Source organism: Streptomyces fildesensis (genome assembly GCF_016107395.1).
Classification (GTDB): domain Bacteria; phylum Actinomycetota; class Actinomycetes; order Streptomycetales; family Streptomycetaceae; genus Actinacidiphila; species Actinacidiphila fildesensis.
Window position 1 is genome coordinate 60,848 of sequence record NZ_JAAIKO010000016.1, and the last position, 25,202, is coordinate 86,049.

At 69.1% G+C, this 25,202-nt stretch carries 27 protein-coding genes and 2 pseudogenes; 16 read left to right on the top strand and 13 right to left on the bottom strand.

Annotated features, from left to right (window positions below):
- Positions 1-315 precede the first annotated feature (315 nt).
- Positions 316-1,050, bottom strand: a complete 735-nt coding sequence (locus C6N31_RS21820) for a dienelactone hydrolase family protein (protein ID WP_198358004.1) — start codon at positions 1,048-1,050, stop codon at positions 316-318.
- A gap of 342 nt (positions 1,051-1,392) precedes the next feature.
- On the opposite strand from C6N31_RS21820, the gene C6N31_RS21825 reads away from it, so the two are divergent.
- From C6N31_RS21825 to C6N31_RS21835, 3 genes are all read left to right on the top strand, one after another.
- Positions 1,393-1,755, top strand: a complete 363-nt coding sequence (locus tag C6N31_RS21825; RefSeq protein WP_138351871.1) for a DUF1304 domain-containing protein — start codon at positions 1,393-1,395, stop codon at positions 1,753-1,755.
- Positions 1,752-2,318 carry a TetR/AcrR family transcriptional regulator gene (locus C6N31_RS21830; RefSeq protein ID WP_138351725.1) on the top strand — a complete coding sequence of 189 codons (567 nt, stop codon included), beginning with the start codon at positions 1,752-1,754 and terminating at the stop codon, positions 2,316-2,318. Before C6N31_RS21825 ends, C6N31_RS21830 begins: the two co-directional genes overlap by 4 nt.
- Positions 2,319-2,512: 194 nt before the next feature.
- Positions 2,513-3,385, top strand: coding sequence for a YhjD/YihY/BrkB family envelope integrity protein (locus tag C6N31_RS21835; protein ID WP_232485484.1), 873 nt, complete (start codon positions 2,513-2,515; stop codon positions 3,383-3,385).
- Between the two features lie 64 nt (positions 3,386-3,449).
- Here the strand turns inward: C6N31_RS21835 and C6N31_RS21840 are convergent, their stop codons facing one another.
- Complete coding sequence (locus tag C6N31_RS21840; RefSeq protein ID WP_138351724.1) at positions 3,450-4,118, bottom strand: carbonic anhydrase; 669 nt, start codon at positions 4,116-4,118, stop codon at positions 3,450-3,452.
- 329 nt (positions 4,119-4,447) lie between these two features.
- On the opposite strand from C6N31_RS21840, the gene C6N31_RS21845 reads away from it, so the two are divergent.
- A complete protein-coding gene (locus tag C6N31_RS21845; protein WP_138351869.1) occupies positions 4,448-5,788 on the top strand; it encodes a diacylglycerol/lipid kinase family protein in 1,341 nt (446 codons plus the stop codon).
- Between the two features lie 30 nt (positions 5,789-5,818).
- Here C6N31_RS21845 and C6N31_RS21850 read toward each other — a convergent pair whose 3' ends face one another.
- Complete coding sequence (locus C6N31_RS21850) at positions 5,819-7,000, bottom strand: DUF2254 family protein (RefSeq protein ID WP_198358031.1); 1,182 nt, start codon at positions 6,998-7,000, stop codon at positions 5,819-5,821.
- Between the two features lie 32 nt (positions 7,001-7,032).
- Between C6N31_RS21850 and C6N31_RS21855 the strand changes: the two genes are divergently transcribed.
- Complete coding sequence (locus C6N31_RS21855; RefSeq protein ID WP_138351722.1) at positions 7,033-7,704, top strand: GAP family protein; 672 nt, start codon at positions 7,033-7,035, stop codon at positions 7,702-7,704.
- A gap of 26 nt (positions 7,705-7,730) precedes the next feature.
- Here C6N31_RS21855 and C6N31_RS21860 read toward each other — a convergent pair whose 3' ends face one another.
- The 3 genes from C6N31_RS21860 to C6N31_RS21870 all read right to left on the bottom strand — a co-directional run bounded on the left by C6N31_RS21860 (position 7,731) and on the right by C6N31_RS21870 (position 12,075).
- Positions 7,731-9,614: a glycoside hydrolase family 15 protein gene (locus tag C6N31_RS21860; RefSeq protein WP_198358005.1), complete on the bottom strand. Its 1,884-nt coding sequence runs from the start codon at positions 9,612-9,614 to the stop codon at positions 7,731-7,733.
- A 72-nt stretch (positions 9,615-9,686) separates the two neighbouring features.
- Complete coding sequence (locus C6N31_RS21865) at positions 9,687-10,733, bottom strand: glucose 1-dehydrogenase (protein ID WP_138351720.1); 1,047 nt, start codon at positions 10,731-10,733, stop codon at positions 9,687-9,689.
- A 442-nt stretch (positions 10,734-11,175) separates the two neighbouring features.
- On the bottom strand, positions 11,176-12,075 hold the full coding sequence (locus tag C6N31_RS21870; RefSeq protein ID WP_138351719.1) for a helix-turn-helix transcriptional regulator: 900 nt from the start codon (positions 12,073-12,075) through the stop codon (positions 11,176-11,178).
- Positions 12,076-12,345: 270 nt separating this feature from the next.
- Between C6N31_RS21870 and C6N31_RS44015 the strand changes: the two are divergent.
- From C6N31_RS44015 to C6N31_RS21890, 5 genes and pseudogenes are all read left to right on the top strand, one after another.
- Positions 12,346-12,579 (top strand): annotated as a pseudogene (locus C6N31_RS44015) (DUF2255 family protein); the annotation flags it as partial.
- 3 nt (positions 12,580-12,582) lie between these two features.
- Positions 12,583-12,750: pseudogene (locus C6N31_RS44020) on the top strand (IMP dehydrogenase); the annotation flags it as partial.
- A gap of 241 nt (positions 12,751-12,991) precedes the next feature.
- Positions 12,992-13,963 (top strand): aldo/keto reductase, encoded by a 972-nt coding sequence (locus tag C6N31_RS21880; protein WP_138351717.1) that lies wholly within the window; start codon positions 12,992-12,994, stop codon positions 13,961-13,963.
- Between the two features lie 48 nt (positions 13,964-14,011).
- Entirely contained in the window at positions 14,012-14,152 is a 141-nt protein-coding gene (locus C6N31_RS21885; protein ID WP_187144686.1) for a hypothetical protein, read from the top strand.
- Positions 14,153-14,198: 46 nt separating this feature from the next.
- The gene (locus C6N31_RS21890; protein WP_138351716.1) at positions 14,199-15,077 is read left to right on the top strand and encodes an aldo/keto reductase; all 879 of its coding nucleotides are present in this window, start codon (positions 14,199-14,201) and stop codon (positions 15,075-15,077) included.
- Between the two features lie 185 nt (positions 15,078-15,262).
- Here C6N31_RS21890 and C6N31_RS21895 read toward each other — a convergent pair whose 3' ends face one another.
- The 3 genes from C6N31_RS21895 to C6N31_RS21905 all read right to left on the bottom strand — a co-directional run bounded on the left by C6N31_RS21895 (position 15,263) and on the right by C6N31_RS21905 (position 16,852).
- Positions 15,263-15,490 carry a hypothetical protein gene (locus tag C6N31_RS21895; protein ID WP_164292080.1) on the bottom strand — a complete coding sequence of 76 codons (228 nt, stop codon included), beginning with the start codon at positions 15,488-15,490 and terminating at the stop codon, positions 15,263-15,265.
- 264 nt (positions 15,491-15,754) lie between these two features.
- Positions 15,755-16,087 (bottom strand): transposase, encoded by a 333-nt coding sequence (locus C6N31_RS21900; protein WP_198358006.1) that lies wholly within the window; start codon positions 16,085-16,087, stop codon positions 15,755-15,757.
- A 318-nt stretch (positions 16,088-16,405) separates the two neighbouring features.
- Positions 16,406-16,852: a MerR family transcriptional regulator gene (locus C6N31_RS21905; RefSeq protein ID WP_198358007.1), complete on the bottom strand. Its 447-nt coding sequence runs from the start codon at positions 16,850-16,852 to the stop codon at positions 16,406-16,408.
- Between the two features lie 178 nt (positions 16,853-17,030).
- On the opposite strand from C6N31_RS21905, the gene C6N31_RS21910 reads away from it, so the two are divergent.
- The gene (locus tag C6N31_RS21910) at positions 17,031-17,969 is read left to right on the top strand and encodes an alpha/beta hydrolase family protein (RefSeq protein ID WP_198358008.1); all 939 of its coding nucleotides are present in this window, start codon (positions 17,031-17,033) and stop codon (positions 17,967-17,969) included.
- A 69-nt stretch (positions 17,970-18,038) separates the two neighbouring features.
- On the opposite strand, the gene C6N31_RS21915 is transcribed toward C6N31_RS21910, so the two are convergent.
- Positions 18,039-18,296 carry a hypothetical protein gene (locus tag C6N31_RS21915; protein WP_138351711.1) on the bottom strand — a complete coding sequence of 86 codons (258 nt, stop codon included), beginning with the start codon at positions 18,294-18,296 and terminating at the stop codon, positions 18,039-18,041.
- A gap of 1,036 nt (positions 18,297-19,332) precedes the next feature.
- Between C6N31_RS21915 and C6N31_RS21920 the strand changes: the two genes are divergently transcribed.
- A complete protein-coding gene (locus tag C6N31_RS21920; RefSeq protein WP_244808936.1) occupies positions 19,333-20,550 on the top strand; it encodes a GH12 family glycosyl hydrolase domain-containing protein in 1,218 nt (405 codons plus the stop codon).
- Between the two features lie 126 nt (positions 20,551-20,676).
- Entirely contained in the window at positions 20,677-21,417 is a 741-nt protein-coding gene (locus C6N31_RS21925; protein ID WP_198358009.1) for a DUF5701 family protein, read from the top strand.
- Between the two features lie 75 nt (positions 21,418-21,492).
- Here the strand turns inward: C6N31_RS21925 and C6N31_RS21930 are convergent, their stop codons facing one another.
- Positions 21,493-21,975 (bottom strand): hypothetical protein, encoded by a 483-nt coding sequence (locus C6N31_RS21930; protein WP_198358010.1) that lies wholly within the window; start codon positions 21,973-21,975, stop codon positions 21,493-21,495.
- Between the two features lie 130 nt (positions 21,976-22,105).
- Positions 22,106-22,456 carry a winged helix-turn-helix transcriptional regulator gene (locus C6N31_RS21935; protein WP_198358032.1) on the bottom strand — a complete coding sequence of 117 codons (351 nt, stop codon included), beginning with the start codon at positions 22,454-22,456 and terminating at the stop codon, positions 22,106-22,108.
- 140 nt (positions 22,457-22,596) lie between these two features.
- On the opposite strand from C6N31_RS21935, the gene C6N31_RS21940 reads away from it, so the two are divergent.
- The 3 genes from C6N31_RS21940 to C6N31_RS21950 all read left to right on the top strand — a co-directional run bounded on the left by C6N31_RS21940 (position 22,597) and on the right by C6N31_RS21950 (position 24,566).
- Positions 22,597-23,169 (top strand): carboxymuconolactone decarboxylase family protein, encoded by a 573-nt coding sequence (locus tag C6N31_RS21940; RefSeq protein WP_232485485.1) that lies wholly within the window; start codon positions 22,597-22,599, stop codon positions 23,167-23,169.
- Positions 23,166-24,134 carry a PhzF family phenazine biosynthesis isomerase gene (locus C6N31_RS21945; RefSeq protein WP_232485486.1) on the top strand — a complete coding sequence of 323 codons (969 nt, stop codon included), beginning with the start codon at positions 23,166-23,168 and terminating at the stop codon, positions 24,132-24,134. Before C6N31_RS21940 ends, C6N31_RS21945 begins: the two co-directional genes overlap by 4 nt.
- Before the next feature lie 126 nt (positions 24,135-24,260).
- Positions 24,261-24,566 carry a maleylpyruvate isomerase N-terminal domain-containing protein gene (locus tag C6N31_RS21950; RefSeq protein WP_138351706.1) on the top strand — a complete coding sequence of 102 codons (306 nt, stop codon included), beginning with the start codon at positions 24,261-24,263 and terminating at the stop codon, positions 24,564-24,566.
- Positions 24,567-24,590: 24 nt separating this feature from the next.
- Here C6N31_RS21950 and C6N31_RS21955 read toward each other — a convergent pair whose 3' ends face one another.
- On the bottom strand, positions 24,591-25,139 hold the full coding sequence (locus C6N31_RS21955; RefSeq protein WP_138351705.1) for a GNAT family N-acetyltransferase: 549 nt from the start codon (positions 25,137-25,139) through the stop codon (positions 24,591-24,593).
- Positions 25,140-25,202: the final 63 nt, after the last annotated feature.

The following is a 25,202-nucleotide window of genomic DNA, read 5'->3' on the forward strand; positions in this document are numbered from 1 at the left end:
GCCGGGTGACGGGTTGTCCGACGAGCGGATCAGGGGCGGCAGCAAGACCGTGGTGGTGGAGGTCCTGCGTCATACCTCAGATTCGAGCACACCGTCGCCGTCAACCGCGCCTCCACCGGCGGCGATTTCCGCGGGGTGCCGAGCGCCGCCCCGACCGGCCGGTACCGCCGATGGCCGGTACCGCCGCGATCGGGGCGGTTGTGCATCTGCCGGCCACCGCTCATCGAGGAGGGCCGGGGGCTGTCCTCGATGAGCGGTGGCCAGGCCGACGCCCCCTACGTCTGCTGCTGGCCTGGCGGCGGGGGTGGTCGGCGGCTAGCGCAGGTGCCGGGTGAAGAACTGGGCTGCGGCGTCCCCCGCGAACTGGGGGACTCCGGTGTGCCCGCCCATATTGGCGTGCAGCGTCTTCTCCTTGGAACCGAAGGCGTCGAACAGGTCCAGGGTCGCCTGCCGGTCGTTACCTTCGTCGTCCCACTGCAGCAGAACGTGCAGCGGAATGGTGACCTGTCGGGCCTCCTCGAGAATGGCGCGAGGCACGAAACTCCCCGCGAACAGAACGGCGGCCGAGATGCGCGGCTCGACCACCGCCAGCCGGACTCCGATGGAGATCACTCCCCCCGAATACCCGACCGGGCCGCCGATCTCCGGCAGCGACAGGAGGGCGTCCAGGGCGGCCTGCCATTCCGGGACCGCCTGGTCGACCAGCGGGAGGACGAGGGCGTCGATGATCTCGTCGCTGACCGGCTCGCCGGCCTCCATGGCCCGGCGCAGGTCGGCGCGGGCCTGCTCGGCGGCGGGCCAACGGGGCCGGTCGCCGCTTTCGGGGAGCTCGATGGTGGCCGTGGCGAAGCCGTCCGCCGCGGCCTGCTGGGCCCGCGCCACCAGTCGGGGGTACATCCTGCGCAGTCCGAGTGTGGGGTGGCCGAGCAGGATCAGCGGCGCCGGTGCGGATGCGGATGCGGGCGTCCAGAGGATGCCGGGGATCTCGCCGAGAGTGAATTCGCGCTCGAGGACACCGTCGTCGAGACGCTGTTCAGAAGTGAAGTGCATGGTCGTGCCTTTCGGGAGGGCTCAGAAAACGGCGCTCCCGGACGACCTATCGCCCGACCGTGACCCCGGAGGGGAGCACCCATGTCGATATTGCGTTCACGGGTACCACCTCCTCGTTCTCTCGCACGGCCTCCGGAAAAGTAGCAGTGGTCGCTGTGGTCCGCCAACAGGTTTTTTTGCGGAGGTTCCGTGGCCGGATGCCGCCTCACCGCATGGGACACGGTCTCAGTGGTCCGCGCTCGAAGGCCGTTCTGGGCCCGGGTACAGTGAGCGGATTTTCTGGACGGCTGTCCATGTATCATGGACACCTGTCCATGAAGCTTGCAGTAGACGGGAATGACGATGGAAACGACGGCGAATGTCCTGGTCGGCCTGGTAGCCGTCTTGCACGCGTACATCCTGGTTCTGGAGATGTTCCTGTGGGAGAAGGGGCCGGGCCGCAAGCTCTCCGGTTTCGATGCCGACATGGCCCGTGCCACCGCGCCGCTGGCCGCGAACCAGGGCCTCTACAACGGGTTTCTGGCAGCCGGGCTGATCTGGGGCCTGATCGCCGGTGACCCGACCGGATTCAGGGTCCAGGTCTTCTTCCTGGTCTGCGTGCTGGTCGCCGGCGTGTACGGCGGCATCACCGCGAACCGGCGCATCCTGATCGCCCAGGCGCTGCCCGGCGCGCTGGCCCTCGCCGCCGTCCTGGCGGCCCGGTGACAGCTCCCCAGGCAGACCCCCGGGCCGCGCGTACCCGGGCCAGGCTGCGCCAGGCCCTGCTCGACGAGTGCGCGCAGCGCCCGCTGGCGGACGTCAGCGTCGCCGCGCTGGTGCGCCGGGCCGGGGTCGGCCGCGCCACGTTCTACCTCCATTACGGCGACCTGGAGGCGCTGGCCGTCGACGCCTGCGCCGACGTGGTCCGCGACGCGGTGGACGCCCTCCACGCCTGGCGCGGCGCCCCCGATCCCGCAAGCCCGCCACCCGCGCTGGCCGTCTTCTTCACCGGTCTCGTCCCGCACGCCGGCCTCTACCGGAGCCTGCTGCGCCCCGGCGGCGGCGGTCCCCTCGGTCACGTACTCCACGAGGATCTGCGCGCCCGCAGCCACACCGAGCGCACCCTGGCCGGAGCACCACAGCCCGACCTGATCGCCTCGGCCGTGGCCGCGACCTTCGCCGGCGTGCTCGCCGACTGGCTGCACGGGCTCATCGAAGCTACTCCCGACCAGATCACCCACCAGGTCTGGCGCCTGCTCGTCACTCTGCACCGCGCCCGACTGCCCTGAGGCGATGAGAACAAGGGCCGAGCCGAACAGGCACAGCTCGGGGAAGCATCCGTGTCGCCCGTCGTCGACCTCATGACGGTCCGTTAGGCTCGGCCGCCGTACCGGTTTCGATCTTCACGGAGGGCAGGACGTCAAGGATCAATCGCGAACGGCTGGTCAGAACGCTGACATTCTGGCTGCGTCCCGTCTTCGCGTTGCGAGTCATCAACCGATTCCAGAGGATCGTCGGGTTCGACCGCTCGATGGCCCTGGCGTCCAGCGCTCTCACCGCACTGGTTCCGCTCGCGATCCTCGGCAGCGCCGCCCTGAGCGACGTCGTCCACTACGACTCCGCGGACCGGATCATCAAGCGCTACAGCCTCTCCGGGGCGGGCGCCGAGGCAGTCAACTCCCTGCTTTCCCCTGCCGAGAGCACAACCGCGAGTGTGGGCGTCTTCGGGGTGGTGTTCCTGACGATCTCGGTGCTGAGCTTCGCGCGGGCCTCGCAGCGGCTCTTCGAACAGACATGGGAACTCAAGCCGCTCAGCGTGCGCAACACCCGAAACGGCCTGTGGTGGATCCTCACTCTTGGCGTCTACGCAGTGGTCACCGGGTGGCTCGCCGCAGCTCTTGGCGGGGGCCAGCTGGGTTTGGTGACCGCGGCCTGTGAGGCAGCGGTCACCGGCGTGTTCCTGGTCTGGAGCGGGTGGATCCTGTCGGCCAAGCGGATCCCCTGGCCCGAGCTGATCCCTTTCGGTGTCACTGCAGCCGCGCTGACCGCGGCCTACTCGGTGGGCGCAACCCTCTACCTGCCGCGTCTCTTCAACTCCTCCGCCTCACGCTACGGGGCGGTCGGTGCCGTCTTCGCGATGATCTCGGCTCTCTTCGCAGCGATGCTCGTCCTCGTCGCATCGGCTGCCCTGGGACGAGAAGTGCGGGACGAACTCGGCCGGATCCGTCAGGGCCATCGCCCCTCGGACCATGAGGTCCGCCAGCAGTGGGACAGCCTGGTCGAGCAGACACGGTCGCGTTGGCGCACGGCACGGGAACAGGTCTCTCATCGTCGGACCAAGGGTGCGGACCGCTGAGTCACGTCGTTCATGGCAACGCACACCCTGCAGGGCTCACCCTTGGTGGAAGTCCACCCAGGGCTCACCCTTGGCGGAATTCCACAGCTCCCGAATCCAGGGAATAGTAGGCGCCGATGACGCGGGCCCGTCCCTGGGCTTCGAGGGGTTCGAGCATCGAGTCATGGTGCAACTGCTCCACGGTCAGGCGGATCTGCGCCCGGACGGTGTTGTCCACTTGGTCGCCCGGAAGAGGCTTGGCCGCCTCGTAGGCCGGTCGCAGGGCCTCGACGACATCCTCGAGGTGCGCGGGTGCCTCCCGGCCGGCGTTGAGTGTTTCCACCGCGAAGCCGACCGCGCCGCAGAGTTGGTGTCCCATCACGACGAGCAGCGGCGTCAACGCCTCGTCCACTCCGTACTCCACCGCTCCCTGCACCAGGCCGTCGTTGGTGTGGGCCGCGGTACGCACCACGAAGAGATCTCCGATACCGCAGTCGAAGACGATCTCCGGGGGCACGCGCGAATCGATGCACGAGAAGACGGTCGCCATGGGGTCCTGCCCAGCCGCCAGGGCCTCACGACGCGCGACGGTCCCGTGCGGATGGGCGAGCTGCCCGCTGACCCAGCGCCTGTTCCCCTCCAGCAGCCACTGCAGGACGCCCTCGGGCGTGAGTGGGCCGCGCTTCCGGCCGCGATCCGCGGCGGACGCCGTGGACGGTGCACCGTTCCGGGAAGGGACGGCAGGCTCCGTCATGTGGGCGTCTCCTCAAGGAAGGCGGTGCCGTGGCGTGCGACGTCTCAGCAGTGACTCGAACCGCATGGCTGGGTCGGCGGGCCGAGGGCAGCATCGCGACCCGCGCGAACTGCCGACGTTCAGTAAAATCCGTCGGTTCGACGCCCGCGACCCGGACAGACCCCTCCGGGCACCCTTGGGGGAGCCGACCGGGACGGGTACCAAGCCGAACGGTCGTCGGCGCCGGGACGGGGCCTCCGGATGCGGAGCGGTTGTCGTTGTGTTCGGATGCGGGAAGGTGGCAGCGAAGTGCAGTTCGGCTGTTCGGGTGAAAGGGCACCTTCATGGAGATGGCAGGTGCCCGGCCGCTGGCTCGGCTTTCGCTCCTGTGTGCCCTGGCAGCGGTGGCGATCCTGCTCGCGTTCACAGGGGAGGGCGGTCCGCTGATCCTCGTGATCGGGTTGGCGGGCCTGGTGGTGGCGGCGGCGGGGGTGTGGTGGGCGCTGGCGCATCGGGGGGTGGTGCGCTGGGCGGGTGCACTTCTCGCTGTCGCGGCTCCGGCGGCGGTGCTGGTGTTCTATGCCCGGACGGGACTCTGGGTGGTGGCGCTGGAGTCGCTGTTGCTCGGTGGCGCCGCGTTGACCTGCGGGCGGGCGGCTCTGCGCCGGGCGCGGCCTGAGCGGGGCATGGCGGCGATCGCCCGTCCGGCGCCGGTGCGGCCGGTGCTGATCATGAATCCGATGTCCGGGGGCGGCAAGGTGGGGCGTTTCGGGTTGGTGGAGGAAGCTCAGCGGTTGGGCGCGCGGGTGCTCCTGCTGGACACCGCCGTGAGCACCGATGTCGCCGCCTTGGCGCGCCGGGCGGTGGCCGAAGGGGCTGATCTGCTCGGCGTTGCGGGTGGTGACGGCACCCAATCCCTGGTCGCGGCCGTCGCGGCGGCACACGATCTCCCCTTCCTGGTGATCAGCGCCGGGACCCGCAACCACTTCGCCATGGACCTGGGTCTGGACCGTGCCGATCCCACTCGCTGTCTGGACGCGCTCACCGACGGCGAGGAGCTGAGGGTCGACCTCGGCATCGTGGCGGACCGCACCTTCGTCAACACCGTCTCGTTCGGGGCCTACGCGCAGATCGTCCAGAGCCCGGATTACCGCGCCGCCAAAGCCGGCACCGCCCTGAACGCCCTGCCCGATCTGCTGCTCGGTGATCAGGGCGAACGGCTCGACGTCGACGTGGACGGCACCCGGCTGGAATCCCAGCAGGCGCTGCTCGTGAGCAACAACCCGTACGCCGCAGTCGACCCGCTCACCGCCGGCCGCAGACCACGGCTCGACAGGGGCACCCTGGGCGTGCTCGGCATCCGGGTGGACGGGCCGGTCCAAGCGGCCGAGCTGGCTGTGCGCGGAGGCCAGGCAACCGGGCTGCACGTACTGACGGCACACCAGGTCACGGTCCACGCGGCTGCGGAGACCATTCCCGTTGCGGTCGACGGCGAAGCCCTGAACCTGTCGACCCCGGTCACCTGCAGCATCAACGCGGGCGTACTCCGGGTGCGGGTGCCCAGGGGCCGTCCCGGGGCGCCGACGGCCAACCCGCGTCTGAACTGGCGGCACCTCGTCGCCCTGGCCGCCCCCCGGTCGCGGTCGACTCCTGGCAGCGGCAATCGCACCGGGGAGGCAGCCGGCAAGTGAGCCCAGGAACAGGCTGATGCTCAAGATTCGTCACTTCTTGTCGGTGTCGACTGCCGGGGCCGGTGCCGAAGTGGCAGGGGAGCTGCGCGCCAGCAGTTGCTCCGCCAGGGTGAGTCGTTCCCGGAGCTGCGGGCGGCGTGTTTCGGGGCCGGCGTCCAGGACGTGCTGCAGCAGCAGCCGGATCCGGTGGAGGGCCAGGGGGACGGTCTGCGCACTGTTGATCACGTCGTCGAGAGCGGTGCGGACGTATCGGTCCCAGTCCGGGACCGGCACGATGAGCCGCAACGTACCCTCGGCGTCGCGGATGTGACCGACGTCGAGCTCCCGGTCGGCCAGCAGAAGCAAGAGGTCTTCGATGTGGTCCAGGGCCTGCACGGCGGTTGCCGGGTCGTTGATCGCCGGGGACAGACCACGCAGGGCGATGTCCGCCAGCAGCCGAATGCCGATTTCGGGGTCCTGGTCGAAGGTGCGTTCCACTCCTGGTGCCAGGGCTGCCAGAAGTACATCGGATGGAAGCGTGCCTGCGTTGCCTGCATTGCCTGCGTGGACACGCGCCACGGGACGATTCCTGACCAGGAGTTGCCCAGGAGCCTGGCACAGCACGATCAGACAGTCGTGCGCGCGAGCCACCTCCACCAACGTGGGAACGTCGATGCCGCACAGCACTGCCCCATGGCCGGGCCAGGGGACAGGAACCCCGTCGGCCTCGGCCGGCCGGCTGGACCTGGCCGCGTCCGTGTCACCCAGAGGCCGGTCGTAGACGGTGTCGACGACGTGGCGTGTCCGGCTGCTGATCGCATGCAGGCAGGGGCCGAGCTGGATCGACGAGAAGGCACGGCTCTGCAGCGTGTACATGAATGCCAGCGTGACCAGTGCCAGGATCATCGCGATCACCGGGACCGCCATGGAGACTTCCGTTCGGCTGACGATGGTCAGCGCTGCGGCGATGCAGAAGACGAAGACCCCGAGGGAGAAGGCGAACGTGCGCCACACGAGTGGGTCGTCGCGGAACAGGCCCAGCCGCGGGGTGAAGGTCGTCGCGGCCCACTGAACGACCAGGAACAGCAGCGAGAAGATGATGCTGACCAGGCGGGCCGGAGACTGCCGCGGACTGCGCTGAGGTTGGCCACAATCTGCATTCTCGGCCCCCAGCCGGTCGAGCGACAGGCGGGACCGCCGCAGGAGTGGTGCGCGGCCGGACGAGGCGTAAATATGGGCACAAGGGTAGTGAGAAGGGTGTGCCGATGGTGCTCGACCTGATCCTGATCGGTCTGGCCATCACGCTCTACCCCCTGCCGATCATGGCCTTCGTGCTGGTGCTCTCCTCACCCGGCGGCGTCTGGAAGGGGCTGGCGTTCATCCTGGCCTGGTTGGCGTGCCTGGTGGCCGTGATCGCTGCGGTGCTACTCCTGACCGGCGGGGAGCCGCCCGCGCCCAGGAGCCCGCCCTCCACAGCCGCACTGGCCGCCAAGCTGGCCATCGGCGTCTCCCTGGTCCTGTACGGCGAGCGCCGACGCCGCAGCCGCCGCTCCGCCACTTCCCAGGAGACGGCTCGATCCGCCTCGGACGAGGCCGCGCCGGCATCCCGAGCGCACCAGACGTCCGTGTGGTCGGCCGCCGGGCTCGCTGTACTGCTGCAGCCCTGGGGGATGGTCGCCGCCGCGGCCTCCACGGTCGTGGAGGCGGACCTCACCCACGGCGCGTCCTCCCTCGTCCTGCTGGCCTTCTGCGTCCTCGCCACCGCCAGTCTTCTGACGATGGAACTCCTGATGGTCTTCACACCAACGAGGGCCCAGCAAACGCTGACCGGTCTGCGCTCCTGGCTGGCAGCACACCAGGACCCGGCCATTGTCGCGATCTGCTTGTTCCTCGGTGTCTCGCTGGCAGGCAAGGCCATCTTCGACCTGACACGCTGACCCGAGTCCACACGAAGTGCGGGTCATCACTCCTGCAGGTCTTTCCACCGGTCGACCCAGGGGGCGTCGGCGCCGGGTTGGGCGTAAGCCAGGTTCAGCGCTGCTCCGATGACGCCGAGATGGCTGAAGCCCTGGGGGAAGTTGCCGAGTTGTTCTCCCGTGCCGGGGTCGATTTCCTCGGCCAGCAGTCCCAGGTCGTTGGCGCAGTCCAGGACACGGGTCAGATACGTCTCGGCGGCGTCGGTGCGGCCGGCACGGGCAAGGGCGGAGGCCATCCACAGTGTGCAGAAGACGAAGGTGCCCTCCTCGCCCTCCAGGCCGTCCTCGCCGAGGTAGCGGTAGACGTGGCCGTTGCGCGTCAGTTCGGCTTCGATGCGGTCGATCGTCGCCAGGATCCGGGGGTCGTCGGGCGGTAGGAAGCCCCGCAGGCCCACCTGCAGGGCAGAGGCGTCGAGCTCATCGTGTTCGAATGCCTGCAGGAAGGCACCGGTCTTCGGGTCCACCCCTCGGGTCTCCAGGGCGGTGCGCATCTCCTGGCGCGCGTCCTCCCAGCGCTCGCGCACCCCAGGGTCCTGGGTCAGTGCAGGGTTCAGGTCCAATGTGTGGAGACCGCAGTCCACGGCGAGCCAGGCCATCAACTTGGAGAAGACGAAGTGCCGCCGTCCTCCGCGGATCTCCCAGATCCCGTCGTCGACCTCCTGCCAACGCTTGATGTTCAGTTCCACCACGTCGCACAGGAAGGCGGCACTGCGCGGCGTCAGTGTGTGAGCACCGCGCAGCTTCAGGACGAGGAAGGCCGCAGCCAGCAGTTCGCCGTAGGTGTCGAGCTGGAACTGGTCCCAGGCGCCGTTCCCCACCCGTACCGGGCGCGACCCGCGGTAGCCGTTCAGATGGTCGAGGTCGACCTCATGGAGCAGCCGCTCCCCGCCGATGCCGTACATGATCTGCAGGTCCTCGGCCCGGCCGGCGGTGGTGCGCAGCAGCCAGTCCGCGAAGTGCTGGGCCTCTTCCAAGTAACCGATGGCGCCAAGAGCCGCGAGCATCGCTGCCGAGTCACGCAGCCAGGTGTAGCGGTAGTCCCAGTTGCGCTCGCCGCCGATCTCCTCGGGCAGCGAGGTGGTGGGCGCCGCGGCGAGGGCACCGGTCTCGTCGTAGATGAGCCCCTTGAGGACCAGGGCGCTGCGCACCAAGGCGTCGCGGTGCGGGCCTTGGTAGGTGCACCGGGCGGCCCAGTTGGTCCAGAAGGCGACGGTCTCCGCCAATCGGCCGCTCAGGTCCGTGGGGGAGAGCCTGCGAACGGTCAGCGCCCCGGCCGCCGCGTAGGTGAGGGCGACGTAGGCCACCTGCCCCTGGGCCACGTTCGCACGGGACGTGCACATGCCGGTCCCGTCGGTGGACAGCGCCCCCAGTTCGCTCTGCAGGAGCAGGGAGTCGGGGCCACCGGTGACCACGGCCAGGTCCTCGCCCGGGAGTTCGATGAAGGGAGTGGTGAGCCCGTACTCGAATCTGGGGGCGAACTCCAGCAGCAGTTCCACGGTGCCTGTCTCGCCGCGCACGGTGCGCAGGAGCAGCCCGTCCGGCGGTCGGCGCTCGACGCGGCCCGGGCGGGTGAGGTCCTCGCGTACTGGCAGACAGTCGGTGACCGTCACAGCGCCGGTGGCGGTCTCGAAGCGGGTTTCCAGGACGTTGGTGTCCGGCAGGTAGCGCCGCGTGGTGGTGTACTCCGCGACCGGGGCGATGCGAAAGTAACCGCCTCGTTCGCGGTCCAGGATCCGGGCGAAGACCGAGCGCTGGTCGAAGCGGTGGAAGCACGCCCACTCCACGGACGCGTCGCGGCCGACCAGAGCCACCGAGTGGCAGTCGCTGAGGAACGCGTAGTCGGAGATCGGGGGGAAGCCTGTCTCGGTCATGTCGATTCCTTTGCGCGATGGTCCGGCGGAAGGACATTTCTCGGGGGAGTGGATTCACGGGGCGAGCGATGGTCAAGCGGTGAAGTCGAGGATCACCTTGATGTCGTCCGGGTCCCGTTGCAGTGCTCGGACGATGTCGTGGGGAGCGAAGCGCCGTGTCACCAGTCCCTCAAGCCAGCCCCGGTCCGCCCGGCTGAGTGCTCTGGCGGCCAGGTAGTAGTGGCGGCGGTTGGCGTTGACGGAGCCGAAGAGCGCGAGGTTGCGCAGGACGGCGGTGGTGGCGAGCCCGCTCTCGATGCCGCCGGCGGAGCGGTCGGTCAGCGACCCGACGCCGGTCAGGCACACGATGCCGCCGGGCGCCGCCGCCTCGGCGGACTGCCGGATCAGCGCGGGCACCCCGGTGCACTCCACGACGATGTCCGGACTCAGCCCCAGGTCCGCCACCGCCCCGTTGTGATAGCGAGCCCCGAGTGCCTCGACGAGCACGGGTTTGGGGCCACCCGTGACCCGGTCCATCACGTGAACCTCGAGCCCCCGCTGCCGAGCCAGCAGGGCAGCCAGCAGCCCGATCGGGCCGGCCCCCACCACCAGCACGGTGCGCGGGTCCCAGAACGTCCGGTGGCCGATGGCGTAGATGTGCTCCCACGCCTTGGCCACCACCGAGGCCGGCTCCAGCAGAACCCCCAGCACGCCCAGCTCCGGGTCCACCTTGACCAGGTAGTCGGGATCGCTGCGCCAGCGTTCGGCCATGAAACCGTCACGCTCCTTGATTCCATGCTCGGTGTACAGGCCGTTGGAGCACATGTCCCACTCACCGACCGCGCAGTTCGGGCACGGCAGCGGATCCGGCCGTCGCACGATGCCCACCACGAGGTCACCCACGGTCGGGCCACCCGCTGCGGCGTGGGCCACGCGGCCCAGTGACTCGTGCCCCAGGATCAGCCGGTCCTTGCCCGGCGGGGCGAACCCGTACTCGCCCCGCGCGATCTCGGCGTCCGTGCCGCACACCCCGACCGCGAGCGACTCCACCACGACCGACCCCAGCTCGGCCCCCGGCTCCGCGATGTCCGACAGCTCCACCGATCCGCTCTTTCCGGGTATCACCGTCACCGCGTGCATGGGCCGCCTCGATTCGCCTACCAATTGGCCGACTCGCCGAATTCCTCAGGAACCTGACTCAACCGCTTCGCGGAACCGGCCGACTCCGCAGCTGGTGGCCGCAGATGACAGCGGCCCGCTGGCCCCACGCTTCCGACGGAGCTTCGCGTTCGCTTGGCCGGGTGCGCCGTAGTCGCAGGGTCCGTGAAATCTCCGGAGTGAGGATTTCTGGACGTGGCCCGGCCTGGCGGGCACGACAGACAACGAGGTGTGACTGCGGCATCACCTGGATCGCCGTTCCCACGCCTCCACGATTCACGCTACGCCTCAACACGTCCGTCGTCGCGCTATCGGGCCCGTACCCCTGGTCGCCAGGCGGGCACCCACGGTCACCGACCTTTGTGGTGCGCGAGGAGGAACGGCGCCCCGCACGCGCGCCCCGAGTTGTCTGCGGGCGACATGCTCAGCTGGTTTGGTCTCCTGTGTGGGCTTGGTGCTGGGCGGCGCCTTGTGGGGCGGTCATGTCGAGCAGGAGGACGGCGTCGTGGTCGGGGGTTCCGGGTTCGGCGGTGTAAACGCCGAGGCGGTGGCCGGGGGTGCCTTCGAGGGCCATGCCCTGGAAGGCGAGGGTGAGGGTGCCTACGGTGGGGTGTCGGAACGTCTTGGTGGTGTTCTTGCGGCCGGTGACCTCGTAGCGTTCCCATAGTCCGGCGAAGTCGGGGCTCTTGAGGAGTAGTTCGCCGACGAGGTGGGTGAGGTCGGGGGCATCGGGGTCGGTGCCGGCGAGGGCGCGTAGGCGGGCGACGCAGCCGCGGATCTGGTTGTCCCAGTTGGGGAAGACCTGGTGGGCGGCGGGGTGCAGGAACAGGTAGCGGGCGAGGTTGCGCTGGGTGGCGGGCCAGTCCTCCATCCCGGCGTACAGGGCAAGGCCGCCGGGGTTGTGGGCGAGGAGGTCCATGCTGCGGCTGACGACGTAGGCGGGATTCGGGCGGACGGCTTCGAGCAGCAGTCTCAGGTGGGGGCGCACGGTGCGGCTGGGTGCGGCGGCGGGCTGTCCGCCGTAGCGTGCGGCGCGCACGGCCAGGTCGCGTAGGTGCTGGTGTTCGGCGTCGTCGAGTTGGAGTGCGCGGGCGAGGGCGTCGACGACGGCGGGGCTGGGGCGGGTTTCCTTGCCGCGTTCCAGGCGGGTGTAGTAGTCGATGCTGACTCCGGCGAGCGTGGCCAGTTCCTCGCGTCGCAGCCCGGGGGTGCGGCGTACGCCGGGTCCGGGGGTCAGGCCGGCGGACTGGGGGCTGGTCTGGGTGCGGCGGGCGCGCAGGAAGCGTCCCAGTTCCTCGCCGCTGCTGTGCTGCTCGGGTGCCATGGCCCCATTTTCCCTCGGCCGCCACCGCGACACGCGGGTCCAGGGGGGCCCTGTCATGCCCCCGCTCGCCGTTCCCTGGCAGATCCCGGTCTGCCTGGCAGGGCGGCGCTGGGGCAGGCTCGAAGGTGCGCAGCGATGACCGTCGCCACACGGCGGCCCGCTCCCGGCAGCGCATCGCGCACGGCTGGCGGACCAGCCGCGCTCAGGTGACGGTGAACCGGGGCCGCCCCTCTGGGCACGGTCTCGCTGACGGACCCGAGAGGAGCGAGCATGGCGGACTGGGACGGTTCTGACCTGAAGAGGGTCGGTGCGGCCGAGGAACTGGACCTGTCGTCGCGGCGGGCGGACGGCTCGCTGCGGGCACCGGTGACGATGTGGGTGGTCCGCGCGGGCGATCACCTGTATGTGCGCTCGGTCAAGGGCACCGCGGGGCCCTGGTACCGGGGTGTGCAGTCCCGCCGCCAGGGCCGCATCCAGGTCGGCGGGGTGGAGCGAGACGTCGCCTTCGGCGTCGCCCCCGCCCGCGCCTACATCGACGAACTGATGCCGCACATCCTGGACGGCTCGATCCGCCCCGGACGCGTCTTCGACCGCACCCTGCCCCTGGAAGACATCGCCGAGGGCTACCAGGCGATGAACGATCGCACCAGCCTCAAGGTGGCGATCCGCCCGTGACCGCCCCCGGATCCAACGACCAGGCCGCCGCCACCCACGAGCGGCTATTGCCCGGCCACGTATCCACTGGAAGGCCGGTCCACCACCACTCCCGTCACCCGGATGGCGCAGGGCCTGGCGGTGCAGAAGCAGATCGTCGGCGGCCAGGCCGTGGACGCGACCTTGCTGCTGCCACCGACTTCCCTGTCGGGGAATGACCATCCGCACTACAGCAGCCCGCCACCTGAACAGGAGAGCAACGATGCAGCACGTCAGCCTCGGAGACCTGGACGTCGCCCGGATCGGACTCGGTGCGATGGGGATGTCCCACGGTTACACCGGTGCCGGAACCGACGATGAGCAGTCGATCCGTACCATCCACCGTGCCCTGGAGCTGGGTGTCACCTTCATCGACACTGCCGAGGTGTACGGTCCCTACACCAACGAGGAACTGATCGGCCGCGCTCTCAAGGGGCGCCGGGACCAGGTGGTGCTGGCCACGAAGTTCGGACTGATCTCTTACACAGGTCGGCAGGGCGCGGACAGCAGCCCGGACAGCATTCGCACCGCGGTGGAGGGCTCGCTCAAGCGCCTGGGCACCGACCACATCGACCTATACTACCAACACCGGGTGGACCCCGGCACGTCGATCAAGGAGACCGTCGGCGCGCTGGCCGAGCTGGTCGCGGAGGGCAAGATCGGGCACATCGGCCTGTCCGAGGCCGGGCCCGACACCATCCGCCGCGCGCATGCGGTGCATCCGGTGACCGCGGTCCAATCCGAGTACTCGCTGTTCACCCGTGATCCCGAGGCCCGGGTGCTGCCGGTGCTGCGCGAACTGGGCATCGGCTTCGTCCCGTTCTCGCCCCTGGGACGCGGGTTCCTGACCGGCACGATCCGCTCCACCGAGCAGTTCGATCCCACCGACTTCCGCGCCGACAACCCGCGGTTCAGCGGCGAGAACTTCCAGCACAACCTGCGCCTGGCCGACGAGGTCGCCGCCGTCGCCGCCCAGACAGGGGCAACCCCTGCCCAGGTCGCCCTGGCCTGGCTGCTGGCCCAGGGCGAGAACATCGCCCCCATCCCCGGAACCCGGCGCGTGGCCCGGCTGGAGGAGAACGCCGCAGCCGACGCAGTCCGGCTGACCGAGGAGCAGCTCGCCAGGCTGACCAGCCTGCCCCCAGCGGCCGGCGACACCCACAACGCGGCCCAGATGCGCATGATGGAGCGCTGAGCCTGCCGCAGTCACACGTGCCCTCCGTCTGAGAGCGAGGAGCACCCCGTGGCGTTCGTCAAGGCGCAGCCGACCGCGCTGATCGGCACCCGCGACGGCACCGCGCCCGACGCCGACGGCCCCGGGACCACCTGGCTGGAGCACATCACCGACCAGCGGTACAAGGCCGAACGCACCCGCAGCCACTGACCGCCGAACGCACCCGACCATCACTGATGCCAGGAGGCACAGCACCATGGACCTGACCCTGAACAATGGCATCCGGATGCCGGCCCTCGGCTTCGGGGTGTTCCAGACGCCCCAGGACGTCACCACGGACTCCGTGGACGCGGCGCTCAAGACCGGGTACCGGCTCATCGACACCGCCGCCGCCTACGGCAACGAACGCGAAGTCGGCGAAGCCATCCGCCGCTCCGGCCTGGACCGCGACGAGGTGTTCATCGAGACCAAGGTGTGGATCAGCGACTTCGGCTACGACCAGACACTGCACGCCTTTGACAAGAGCGCCGGCAAGCTCGGTGTCGACCGGATCGACCTCCTCATCCTCCACCAGGCCCTGCCTGGCCGGTTCGACCTCACCAAGGACGCCTATCGGGCACTGGAGACCCTCCTGGCCGATGGACGGGTCCGCGCGATCGGGGTCAGCAACTTCATGCCCGACCACCTCGACGCCCTGCTGCAGCACGCCACCGTGGTCCCCGCGGTGAACCAGATCGAGGCCCACCCCTACTTCACCCAGCCCGATGTCCAGGCCGCGAACGCTGCTCACGGCATCCTGACACAGGCATGGTCGCCGATCGGTGGCATCACCAGCTACCGCGGCAGCGCAACCAGCACCAGCACCTTCGACGACCCCACCATCGCCGCCGTCGCCACCACCCACGGCAGGACCCCTGCCCAGGTCATGATCCGCTGGCACCTCCAGGAAGGGCGCTCCGCCATTCCGAAGTCCGTACGGCCCGAGCGAATCGCCGAGAACTTCGGCGTCTTCGACTTCGAACTCACGGCCGACGAGCTTGCGACCCTCGACGCGCTCGACACCGGCGTACGCGGCGGACCCGAACCCAAGGACATCACCCTGGAGACCTTCGGCCGGAACATCCCCGAAGCCTGAACAGCAGCAGCATCTCCGGACATCACCCTGGAACACGCCCCTCTGGAATGCGATCGCTCCACCGGCTCAACTGTCGGACGGGGTCCGCAATCGAGCCGGCTGACCAGCGAGAACTTAAGTCTGCGGAGAGTGAACGAGCCGTGCGCGCTCACCTCGTGGTCGGGTGGCCCCTGGTGTCAGCGCCGCTACCCTTCGCGGCTGTTCTGGTGACCCTCGGCCCGGGTGTTGGCGTTGTGGTTCTCCACGCTGTGAGGTTCGCTGTTGACCGATGCGTTCAGCAGATCGACGCCCGTCAACGGATGCAAGTTGTTCAGGGTGCCATCGGCAACACCGGCATGCGCACTGGGGGTGATCAGGGCAGCCACCACTCCCGTGGCAAGGGAAGCAACCGCAAGCATCATTCGTTTCTTCATGCCTACTCAACCGGCAACCACGTGTGCCGGTCACGGCACAGTTCACAGTCGGCCGAATCCACTGGGTGGCGCCGTGCCTCAGCTCGGCAGCGGCTGTGCTGGCGTCCTCACTGTCACCGCAGGTCAGAGCGCTCGGGCCGCCTGCCCGGGGTCGTGGCCCTGCCCGAGGTCCTGGCCCTGCTCGGGCCGGGGCCGCTGATCGCGCCTACACCCCGGGCGGCACTGGCGACGTGCTCGTGCTTCGCCGCGCTGATCCTGCGGGGGTCAGGCTGCCTTGAGCGGGGTGCTGTCGTAGTACCAGCGGAATGGTCGCGCCTGGTCGTCGTAGGCGAGGGTGAATTCGCGGATCTGCTCGACGAGGTCCTGGCGGGAGTTGAACTCGCCTCGGCGCAGGAGTCGGCGGGCCAGGATCGAGAAGAACATCTCCACCTGGTTCAGCCAGGAGGCGCGCTTGGGGGTGTGGTGGACGACGAGGCGCGGGTGCTTGGCCAGCCAGGACCGGGTCGCGTTCGAGGTGTGCGAGGAGCCGTTGTCCAGGATCAGGTGGATCGTCGAATCCGCTGGGACAGCGTGCTCCAGCCATCGCAGGAAGGCCATGAAGGTGACCGAGTCGTTGCGCGTGATGTCCTCGACCGGACTACCGAGCCCGGTGGGCGATGGAGGTAGAGAGCGCAGACCTCGGCGGCTTTCGCGTAGAAGCCGAGTCCTCAGGGCGGGTGAGCCCGCCAGCGGCGCACGGTGTCCAGGACAGCCGGAGCGTGCGGGCGATGACGGCGTTCGCGGTGCCATGTGCGCCGGCCAGGTCGACATGCGCTCGCTGCACCCGCCGCAGCGGCGCCGTTCGCGGGCTCGCCAGTTCTCGTAATAACGCGAGCTGGTCACTGTTCCAGAGCACCGCGAACGGACTGGACGACGTTATCCCTCACCTTCCCGAGCTTCTTGATCGCCACGAAGGGTAACGCCGCTGACCTGCGCCGGAGCGGTCGATGCCGGGCCGGGCTGGCAGGAAGTCCCGGTGTCCATGGATGCGGAGGCGCTGGCGATGACCGAATCGAGCCTGCTTCGGGTGTGCGTGAGATCGACGATGTGCTGGTCGATGTGACCGCGCTCCACAGCCAGGCGGTCGAGGAGTTCGGGTGTGGCCTTGCCGTCGATGACGCAGGGCGTGAGCTCGGCGATGATCTTGCTCGACAGACCGGCGGTGAACAGCTCCCGGACCAGGAGGATCCGGGCGACCGCGGTTTCCGGGTAGTGGCGCTGGCCGGAGTTGCTTCGCTCGGCGGTGAGCAGGTTCTGCTCCTCGTAGTACCGCAGGGCCCGGGTGCTGACGCCCGTGCGGCGTGCGAGTTCCCCAATACGCATTCCGAGCTCCATGTGATCTACGCCATAACAACTTGCCTTTGACGTCAACGTCAAGTTTTAGCGTAGCTGACATGACCCCGGGTTTTCGCTGGATACGTCACGGATCAACGCCGCACGCATCCTCAACGTCAAGACCACCTGACCCGCCACCCGCACCACACTGGAAAGAAGCACGCACATGACCCCCCACCAGACGACCGGCCTCACCGGCCCCGCTCCGACCCCGACCGTGACGGTCAAGCCGATCGTGCTGCCCGCCCCCCAGCGCGGCCAGGACCTGCACGTACGCGTTTCCGCACCGCTCACTGGCACACGCCTGCCGATCGTGCTCTTCGCACACGGATTCGGCTCCGACCTGGACGGCTACGCACCGCTGGTCGACCACTGGGCCTCTCATGGCTTCGTGGTGATCCAAGCCACGCATCTCGACTCCAAGCGGGTCGCCATCGCCGCAGACGACTCCCGCAGGCCGCACCTGTGGCGCTACCGCGTGCAGGACATGAAGCGCATCCTGGATGAGCTCAAGCTGCTGGAGGCATCCGTGCCCGGCCTCCCCGGCCGGGTCGACCACAGCCGCATCGTCGCAGCGGGTCACTCCTTCGGAGGCCAGACCGCGGGCATTCTGGTAGGTCTGCGCGTCACCGACCCCCAGACCGGCACCGCCGACGACCTGTCCGACTCCCGGGTCATGGCCAGCATCCAGCTGGCCACGGCCGGCGAGGGCGGCGACGAACTGACCCCTTTCGCCCACGAGAACCTTCCCTGGCTCCGCGACCAGTACTTCTCCCACATCACCGCCCCCGGACTGGTGGTCGCCGGCGACAAGGACGATCTCCCGCTCACCACCCGAGGACCCGCCTGGACAAGCGATCCCTACACGCTCAGCCGCGGCAACAAGAGCCTGCTCACCGTCTTCGGCGGCGAGCACTTCCTCGGCGGCATCTCCGGCTACCGGGCAGCAGAGACCACCGACGAGGACTCCAGCCGCGTTGCCCTCGTCCAGCAGGTCACCCTCGCCTACCTACGCCACATCACCGGCATCGACCACACCGACTGGCAGATGGCCCGGTCCGTCCTCGCCGACGCCCGTGCGCTGGGGCGGCTGGACAACAAGTGACCCTCGGCGGTTGAAATACACGCCTTCGCCCGCCCAGCGACCCCCCGTTGGATCAACGCGGGGCGGGCACTAGTAACCCCAGCGTCCCCGGCTGCCGTCCTGGCGGCAGTGGATCATGCGCCCGTTCCCCGCATGCGTGGAGCTGCCGATGTCGGCGTTGCGGCAGAACTGGCCCGCGTTGTAGCAATTCCCCGCGTTGGAAACGATCTCGCACTCGGCGGGCGCGGGCTCTGTTGTCTGCGGGGCCTTGGTTGTGGGCCTCGGTGTGGCCTTGACCGTGTGCCGGGTCGTCGGGGCGGTGGTCGGCGTCTTCTGGCTGGTGCTCACGACGGGGGTGAGCGAAGGGGATGGCGCGGCGGTGGTCGAGAGAGACGGTGTCGGCGACGGGGAGGCGGTTGTCGGGACCGCCGAAGCAGTGGCCGAGGACGGGGCAGTGGCGGGTGCGTCGTTGGGGACCGGACCGCAGGCCACGGCGATCCCCGCCACCACCACGGCAACCAGCGCCCGTCCGACAGCTCCCCTGCGCCGTCGGCTCTTGATACCGCCATCATTCATGTCGCTGTGGCTGTTGGTGTCGCTGTTTGGATCGGCGTTGCGCATCGGTACCCCCACCAGAAGCCGCCAGAGAAGGAACATCATATGAACGGCCGTCCGGCTCTGGCGGGTTTCGGTTGAATCGTGACCAACGCTCCATGTACGTCAGGAGGTAGGGGTGATGGCCAGCTTGTCGGAGCCCGAAAGGGGAGACGCTCCTGCGGCGCCTGCCCCTGCGTCTCGCCGTCCCGGAACAGGACCTCGAATACACAACGACAGCATCGTCCAGGAACTCAGGGCACTGCCGGTGACCCGCCTGGGCATCGCGGAACGCAACAGGATTCCCATCAGGTTCTGGACGTTCACCCGCTACGGCGCCCCGGCCACCGCGACCACCCTCGCGGTCAGCGCCGCCTACATGTGGGTGCGCTACTGCGCCCTGACCTGCCCTCACCAATCCGAGAGCGGAGCAGATGCGCGTGCCGCTGGACGTGTGACGTCGTTGGCCGAAATGCGCTCGCGGGGTTCTCGGGAGGAAAGCCCTTGCTTTCCGCCTTCGAGAAGTGAACTCAGTAGGGCGTCTTGACACCCCTGAAAGAACATTGGCTTCATGTGTTGCGGCACTTGGCGGACTGAACAATTCCGAGTGCCGAGCATTCCGGTTGCTGTTCTCGGCCGTCGCGTCGAGTGGCGGCGCGTCGCACCCCTCAGCCGTTCCTCGTGAGGGGAGCGCCGTTCGTAAGTGTGGGAGCGCTCCCGCAACTGGTGTGCGGACCGCCCACCGTCCGGGTGCGGCAGCAGACCGTACCCGGTGACCGAAAGGAACTCCGTGTCCAGATCATTCGCGGGGCCACGCCAAGCGGCCGGGGCGGTGGCGAGCCTCCTGGCCACCCTGCTGATGTGCGCACTGTCGCTGACCTTCGCGCCGTCCGCGTCCGCCAACACCACCATCTGCGACAAGACCGGCAGCATGGCGGTTTCGGGCGGCAAGTACATCGTCCAGAACAACGAGTGGGGTGACTCCATCCCCCAGTGCATCGACGTTTCGGACGACGGTTTCAAGGTCACCACGGGGTGGCACAACGTGGGCACCAGCGGCGCACCGGCGGCCTATCCATCGATCTACGCCGGCTGTCACTACGGCAATTGCTCCTCGGGCAACGGCCTGCCGCTGCAGGTGTCGTCCTTCGCCAACCCGCAGTCCAGCGTCGACTTCTCCACCGCCGACGGGCAGTGGGACGCCGCCTACGACCTGTGGTTCGACACCAATCCCTATCCGGCGGGCCAGAACAACGGCGCTGAAATCATGATCTGGGCCAACCACTCCGGTCCTCCGTCGCCGGCCGGCTCCAAGGTGGGGACCGTCTGGCTGGAAGGCGCCAACTGGGACGTGTGGACAGGCCGGTTCGGTGACAACGGCAGCATCGGCTGGAACGTCGTGTCCTACGTCCGTCAGCAGCCCACCAACGCAATCTCGGTGAGCATCAAGGACTTCACCACTGACTCGATCGCTCGCGGCTACATGTCGCCTGCGTGGTACATGACCAGTGTGCAGTTCGGCTTCGAGCCGTGGGTCGGCGGCCCCGGACTGGCCGTCAACTCCTTCTCCTACACCTCCAACGGCTCGGGTGGCGGTGGTGGAGGCGGTGGCGGCGGTACACCGGGCACGATCGTGGGACAGGGCAGCGGCCGCTGCCTGGACCTGAAGGACTGGAGTGCTGCTGACGGCACCGCCGTCCAGTTGTGGGACTGCGGCACGGGCTGGAACCAGAAGTGGACACCGGCCAACGGCGCCCTCACCAACCCGCAGTCGGGCAAGTGCCTCGACGTATCCGGAGGTTCCACGGCGAACGGCACCCGCGTCCAACTCTGGTCGTGCAACGGCACCGGCGCCCAGAAGTGGCAGACCAACGGCAACGGCACGATCACGAACCCGCAATCCGGCAAGTGTCTGGACGCTGGTGGTTCAGCCAACGGCGCGTTGCTGCAGATCTGGGACTGCAACGGCAGCGGCACCCAGGCCAATCAGGTGTGGACGTTGAAGTAGCGCCCCGGTCAGGCATCGAGAGCCGCGGTGCCTGACCGTCCCGATCGGCCGGCAGGGGTGGGGAATGTTCCGGCGGGCCGCCTCGTTCACCCTGGGCTCGTCCACGTCGCTATCCCTGGGAGCATCGTGCCCGAAACCATCCCCGTCACCTCCACCGTTCTCCCGGTACTGCCGCCCTTGAGCGTGCAGGCCGAGCGTCTGATCGAGCTGGGGGTGCATGAGATCGCTGGGCTGCCCGCCGCCGAGCTTCGTATGTTCGCGGAGGCAGCGGGGGCAGCCGAAGCCGCCGAGGGTGCTGCGGCCGGCGATGGCGCCCTACTCGCGGTTCATCCGCACCAAGCCCCTGCCTCCGCCCTGGCGCCGCTGCTCGGCCGCGACGGCAAGCCGGGTTTCGTCGTCACCGACATGCCCGACGTCGACTTCTTCACCCCGCTGGAGACGGTCGCGCTGCCCGACGCCCCCCTCTACCTCCTCACGGGCCTCGACCGCGGTGACCAGATGGCCAACTGGAGCCCGAACGAGGCGCTGCCCGCCCTCACCGCACAGACCCGCACCCCGCTGGTGCTCACTGAGGGCATCCACTGGGTGGTGCAGCAGCCCGCCGTCCTGGAGCGCAATCACTGCTTCATGACCATCGGCTCCCGGCTGCGTAAATCCAACGGCGCCCTGGACGCCCGTACCCCGGCTGTCTGGATCAGCAACGGCACCGGGCGGGACGGCCGCGAGCGCCGTAACGCCCCCAAGGTCGGCTGGTGTTGGGCGGGCAACCGGCACACCTGGCTGGGCTTCGCCTCCGCAACAGCCCGGGTCCAGGGCCCGCATCGGGTCCTGATCCATCCCGATTCCGCGGGAGGTGCCCGACAGTGACGCGCGAAGCGGAGTGAGTGGGGGCGCCCGGTGCTCGCCGGGCGCCCTTGTCGGGGTCCCCCAGGTACTCAGCCCTCAGCCGCGTACCGGCATGACTCCGTGGAGCCGTCGGGGTTTGGGGGCGTCCAGCATGGTGACGCCGTTGTAGCGGCGGCCCTGGACGAAGAGCACGGGAGCGGCGACGAACGTGACGAAGATCGAGGCGACGCTGACGGGGAACAGGACCGGGAGCGACTGGCCCTCGGGCAGGGTGCGGCCGCCCTCGTGAATGGCGTAACCGAACGCCGCGAAGAAGACGATGACGCTCAGGGCGGCCAGGACCAGCAGGACAGCGCTGGTTCGGCGGGTACGGGCCTCCGTGCGGACCTCGGCCAGCAGAGAGGCGTCGCACACGGGGCAGGTCAGCTCGACGCTCTGCTTGCCCGACGCCGGCCGGCGCACCCGGTTCAGGCTGTCCTGCCAGGTGATCCTGCGGGTCCGGGTGAGAAAGCCGGTCGTCCGGTCACTGAGGATGTGGCGCACCGCGACTTCCACGGTGCCTGGTATCGGTCTGTTCATGTCCCTGCAGCCCCCTCCGTCGCACGCCCCGATGTGGGTGCGCAGGGAACACAGTGTCGGGTTCGCGACGCGGGGATCAACAGCTCGCGAAAGGCTTTGCCTTGGCCATGCCTTCGGGGTGGGCGGGCTCTCAGTCTCTCTCCGGCGGCCGGCCCGTGTGGTCGACCCGCTCATCCTGGTCCTGGTCCTGGTTCTGGTCCTGGTCGTGTTCCTGCTTCTGCTTCTGCGCCCAGGTGTTCGCCCACTGGTCGAGCGGGGCGAGGGCGCGGCCGAGGTCTGCTCCGGTGGGGGTGAGCTCGTAGCCGTCGGCCGAGGGGGTGATGATCCCGCTGGACGTGAGCTCGCGCAGTCGCTGGTACAGGACGCTGGAGGACAGGCCTTCGCACTGCGCGAGCAGGGCGCGGGCGCCGATCGGGCCCGCGCGCAGTTCCCAGAGGATGCGCAGCGCCCAGCGGCGCCCGAACAGGTCCATCGCGGCCATGATCGGCCGGCCGGTCGTCGAACCGCGGACCGGTCCGCCCGGGCGTGGTGTCGGCATGACGCTCCTTGTGTTTCGTTATTCGAAACACTAGCATCGTCCACCCCTGCTTCTGCATCCGGATCAGCACAACGGGAGGACCGATGGCACGGATCGAGCCGCTGGAGCCGCCGTACACCGATGAGGTCGGCGCACAACTCGGGCGCATGATGCCCGCGGGTGCTCCGCCGATCGGGCTGTTCCGGATGTTCGCCAGGAATCCGCCGATGACCGGCGCCATGCATGGATGGGGCCGCTACGAGCTGAGCAGGCAGCTGACGTTGAGCTTGCGGGAGCGGGAGATCGTCATCGACCGGACGTGCGCGCGGTGCGGCTGCGAGTACGAGTGGGGCGTGCACGTGATGACGTACGCCGACCGGGTCGGCCTCACCCGTGAGCAGACGGCGTCCCTCGTCCACGGCGGAGCCACCGACGTGTGCTGGGCGTCCGAGCGGGAACGGCTGCTCATCCTCGCCGTCGACAGCCTGCACGAGCGCTCCGACATCGACGACGCGTTGTGGGCTCGGCTCGCATCGGCCTTCGACGACCTCCAGTTGATGGACCTGCTCCTGCTGTGCGGCTGGTACCACGCCATCAGCTTCGCCGCGCGGGCGGCGCGCCTGCCGCACGAACCCGGCGCGCCACGCTTCGCCGACGTCGTCCCCCGCACCCGATGAGCAGCCCTTCCCGTCCACCGGCGGCCCGCGCGGGTCTGCCGGCCATGACCGTGCACGCGTGCCTGCGCGAGGGCGGTGGCGGAAGCCCGACCGCGGTTGTGGACGAGGCATCATCATCTCTGTCCGGCCACCTGTTGACCGATGACGAGCGCCGCGCGGTACCCGCCCTGGCCGGCACCTCCCACGCGGCTTTCCTCTCGCAGGACGGCGAACGGGCGGCCGGGAGCGGGGACGACCGGCCCGTGGTCACCGTGCGTTTCTTCACCGCTGAGGGGGAGTTGCCCGCGTGCGGTCACGGCACCGTGGCCGCCTTGGCCTTCCTCGCTCAGCGCGCGGGGGGCAGGGAGTACCAGGCAGCCCTGTGCGTGGCCGGGCGCGTCGTCGAGGGTCGCGCAGTGTGCGGGGCGTCGTCCATCGAGGCCGCCTTCGAGGCGGGGCCGGTCGGCCTGCGTGAGCCCACATCAGGTGAACTCGCGCTGCTCCTGCCCGCTCTGGGACTCCGCACGGCGGTCGCCTCCGGAGCGTGCATCGCCACGCTGGGACGTCCGCGGCTCCTCCTGCCTCTTCCCACCCGCTCCGCTCTCGCCGTCCTGAGCCCGGACCTCGACCGGCTCGCCGCCGCTTGTGATCGCCTGGGCCTGCTGGGCGCCTTCGTCCACGCCCCGATATCGCCCTCGGGGCGGGTCGCGGCCCGCATGTTCGCCCCATCGATCGGCGTACCGGAGGACATCGCCAACGTGAACAGCTCCGCCTGCCTGGCCGCCCACCTGCTCGGCCGTCAGGGCACCACCGGGATCACCGTCTACATGGGCGATGCGCTGGGCCGTCCCTCCACCGTCACCGCCGCCGCACGCCGCACTTCGTCGGGCCCGATGGTCGAGGTCAGGGGCACCGCAAGGATCGGGCATGTGCTCCGATTGCCGGAACGGTTGGTTCCTCCCGGCGGGCGAACAGTCCGGCCCTGAACCCCGAAGCCCGTCCCCGTGACGACCACCGCACCGTGGCCCGACGTAGGGTCGAAGCCGTCGCCTTCTCCGACGCAATACGATCAACTTCCCTGAACCGACGCCATGATGAGGGGGAAGCCGCGAATGCTGAACTACAACATCGATGTCTCCGACGTGGACTACGACCTCGTGCTGTCGGACCTGACTGCCGAAGGGGACCAGCTCGACGCCCTGGTGGCCGCCGAGGGCGACTGGACCCGGCCCACGCCGGCCGTGGGCCGGACGATCGCGCACCAGATCGCTCACCTCCGCGCGGCGGATGCGAACGTGCTGGTCGCCCTGCGTACGCCCGGCGCGTTCGACGCGGTGACACCGTCACCAAGGCCGTTTCACATCTCGGCCCGCACTGACGGAGGACCACAGCACCTGGGTGCGCTCAGCCCGCGCTGAGGGCTGTGACCACGGAAGGAATGCCTAGACCTCGGGAAGGGAAGGATCGGGCGTCCAGGGGGATGGTGCGGTGACGGACCAGCGTTCGTGGTCGCGCCAGGCTCCGTCGATGTAGAGATAGGCGGGCGACAGACCTTCGTAACGAAAGCCCAGGCGCTGGACCAAGGACAAAGACGCCTGGTTCGCCGGCTGGATGCTCGCCTCCAGCCGGTGGAGCCGCAGGTCGTTGAAGGCGTGCTGCAGGGCCAGGGTGAGCCCTTCGGTCATGTAACCCCGTCCCGCGGACGGGGCGAAAGCCGCATAGCCGAGGGACGCGCCCTGGTAGCGGCCCCGGATGATCGAGTTGATGTTGACCATGCCGGCAGCTGCACCGGTCTCCTGAACGCGGATCACCAAGCCCAGGTCTGTGCCGTCGCTGAAGCGGTGCATCCAGCCCTGGAACTCCTCTGCGGTCGCGGGCAGTTGCATCCACGGCGAATGGAGGTCGGTGCTGGCCCGCACGAGCGAGCAGAACTCATCCTCGTCGGAGAGGGTGAGCGGGCACAGTTCAACCCGTGACGGCATATTGGACATGGGCCAATGTTAGGACCTCACGCCTGCGAGCTCATCGACGATGTAGTCGAGGTCGTTCGGGCT

What these genes read in the sequence shown, in the direction of transcription:
- C6N31_RS21945 (WP_232485486.1), top strand. Translation starts at nt 23,166, where the DNA reads ATGAGCAGCCCTTCCCGTCCACCGGCGGCCCGCGCGGGTCTGCCGGCC.
- C6N31_RS21890 (WP_138351716.1), top strand. Translation starts at nt 14,199, where the DNA reads ATGGACCTGACCCTGAACAATGGCATCCGGATGCCGGCCCTCGGCTTC.
- C6N31_RS21855 (WP_138351722.1), top strand. Translation starts at nt 7,033, where the DNA reads ATGGTGCTCGACCTGATCCTGATCGGTCTGGCCATCACGCTCTACCCC.
- C6N31_RS21940 (WP_232485485.1), top strand. Translation starts at nt 22,597, where the DNA reads ATGGCACGGATCGAGCCGCTGGAGCCGCCGTACACCGATGAGGTCGGC.
- C6N31_RS21870 (WP_138351719.1), bottom strand. Translation starts at nt 12,075, where the DNA reads ATGGCACCCGAGCAGCACAGCAGCGGCGAGGAACTGGGACGCTTCCTG.
- C6N31_RS21950 (WP_138351706.1), top strand. Translation starts at nt 24,261, where the DNA reads ATGCTGAACTACAACATCGATGTCTCCGACGTGGACTACGACCTCGTG.
- C6N31_RS21910 (WP_198358008.1), top strand. Translation starts at nt 17,031, where the DNA reads ATGACCCCCCACCAGACGACCGGCCTCACCGGCCCCGCTCCGACCCCG.
- C6N31_RS21955 (WP_138351705.1), bottom strand. Translation starts at nt 25,139, where the DNA reads ATGTCCAATATGCCGTCACGGGTTGAACTGTGCCCGCTCACCCTCTCC.
- C6N31_RS21905 (WP_198358007.1), bottom strand. Translation starts at nt 16,852, where the DNA reads ATGCGTATTGGGGAACTCGCACGCCGCACGGGCGTCAGCACCCGGGCC.
- C6N31_RS21865 (WP_138351720.1), bottom strand. Translation starts at nt 10,733, where the DNA reads ATGCACGCGGTGACGGTGATACCCGGAAAGAGCGGATCGGTGGAGCTG.
- C6N31_RS21900 (WP_198358006.1), bottom strand. Translation starts at nt 16,087, where the DNA reads ATGGCCTTCCTGCGATGGCTGGAGCACGCTGTCCCAGCGGATTCGACG.
- C6N31_RS21860 (WP_198358005.1), bottom strand. Translation starts at nt 9,614, where the DNA reads ATGACCGAGACAGGCTTCCCCCCGATCTCCGACTACGCGTTCCTCAGC.
- C6N31_RS21895 (WP_164292080.1), bottom strand. Translation starts at nt 15,490, where the DNA reads ATGAAGAAACGAATGATGCTTGCGGTTGCTTCCCTTGCCACGGGAGTG.
- C6N31_RS21930 (WP_198358010.1), bottom strand. Translation starts at nt 21,975, where the DNA reads ATGAACAGACCGATACCAGGCACCGTGGAAGTCGCGGTGCGCCACATC.
- C6N31_RS21845 (WP_138351869.1), top strand. Translation starts at nt 4,448, where the DNA reads ATGGCAGGTGCCCGGCCGCTGGCTCGGCTTTCGCTCCTGTGTGCCCTG.
- C6N31_RS21825 (WP_138351871.1), top strand. Translation starts at nt 1,393, where the DNA reads ATGGAAACGACGGCGAATGTCCTGGTCGGCCTGGTAGCCGTCTTGCAC.
- C6N31_RS21880 (WP_138351717.1), top strand. Translation starts at nt 12,992, where the DNA reads ATGCAGCACGTCAGCCTCGGAGACCTGGACGTCGCCCGGATCGGACTC.
- C6N31_RS21935 (WP_198358032.1), bottom strand. Translation starts at nt 22,456, where the DNA reads ATGGCCGCGATGGACCTGTTCGGGCGCCGCTGGGCGCTGCGCATCCTC.
- C6N31_RS21840 (WP_138351724.1), bottom strand. Translation starts at nt 4,118, where the DNA reads ATGACGGAGCCTGCCGTCCCTTCCCGGAACGGTGCACCGTCCACGGCG.
- C6N31_RS21820 (WP_198358004.1), bottom strand. Translation starts at nt 1,050, where the DNA reads ATGCACTTCACTTCTGAACAGCGTCTCGACGACGGTGTCCTCGAGCGC.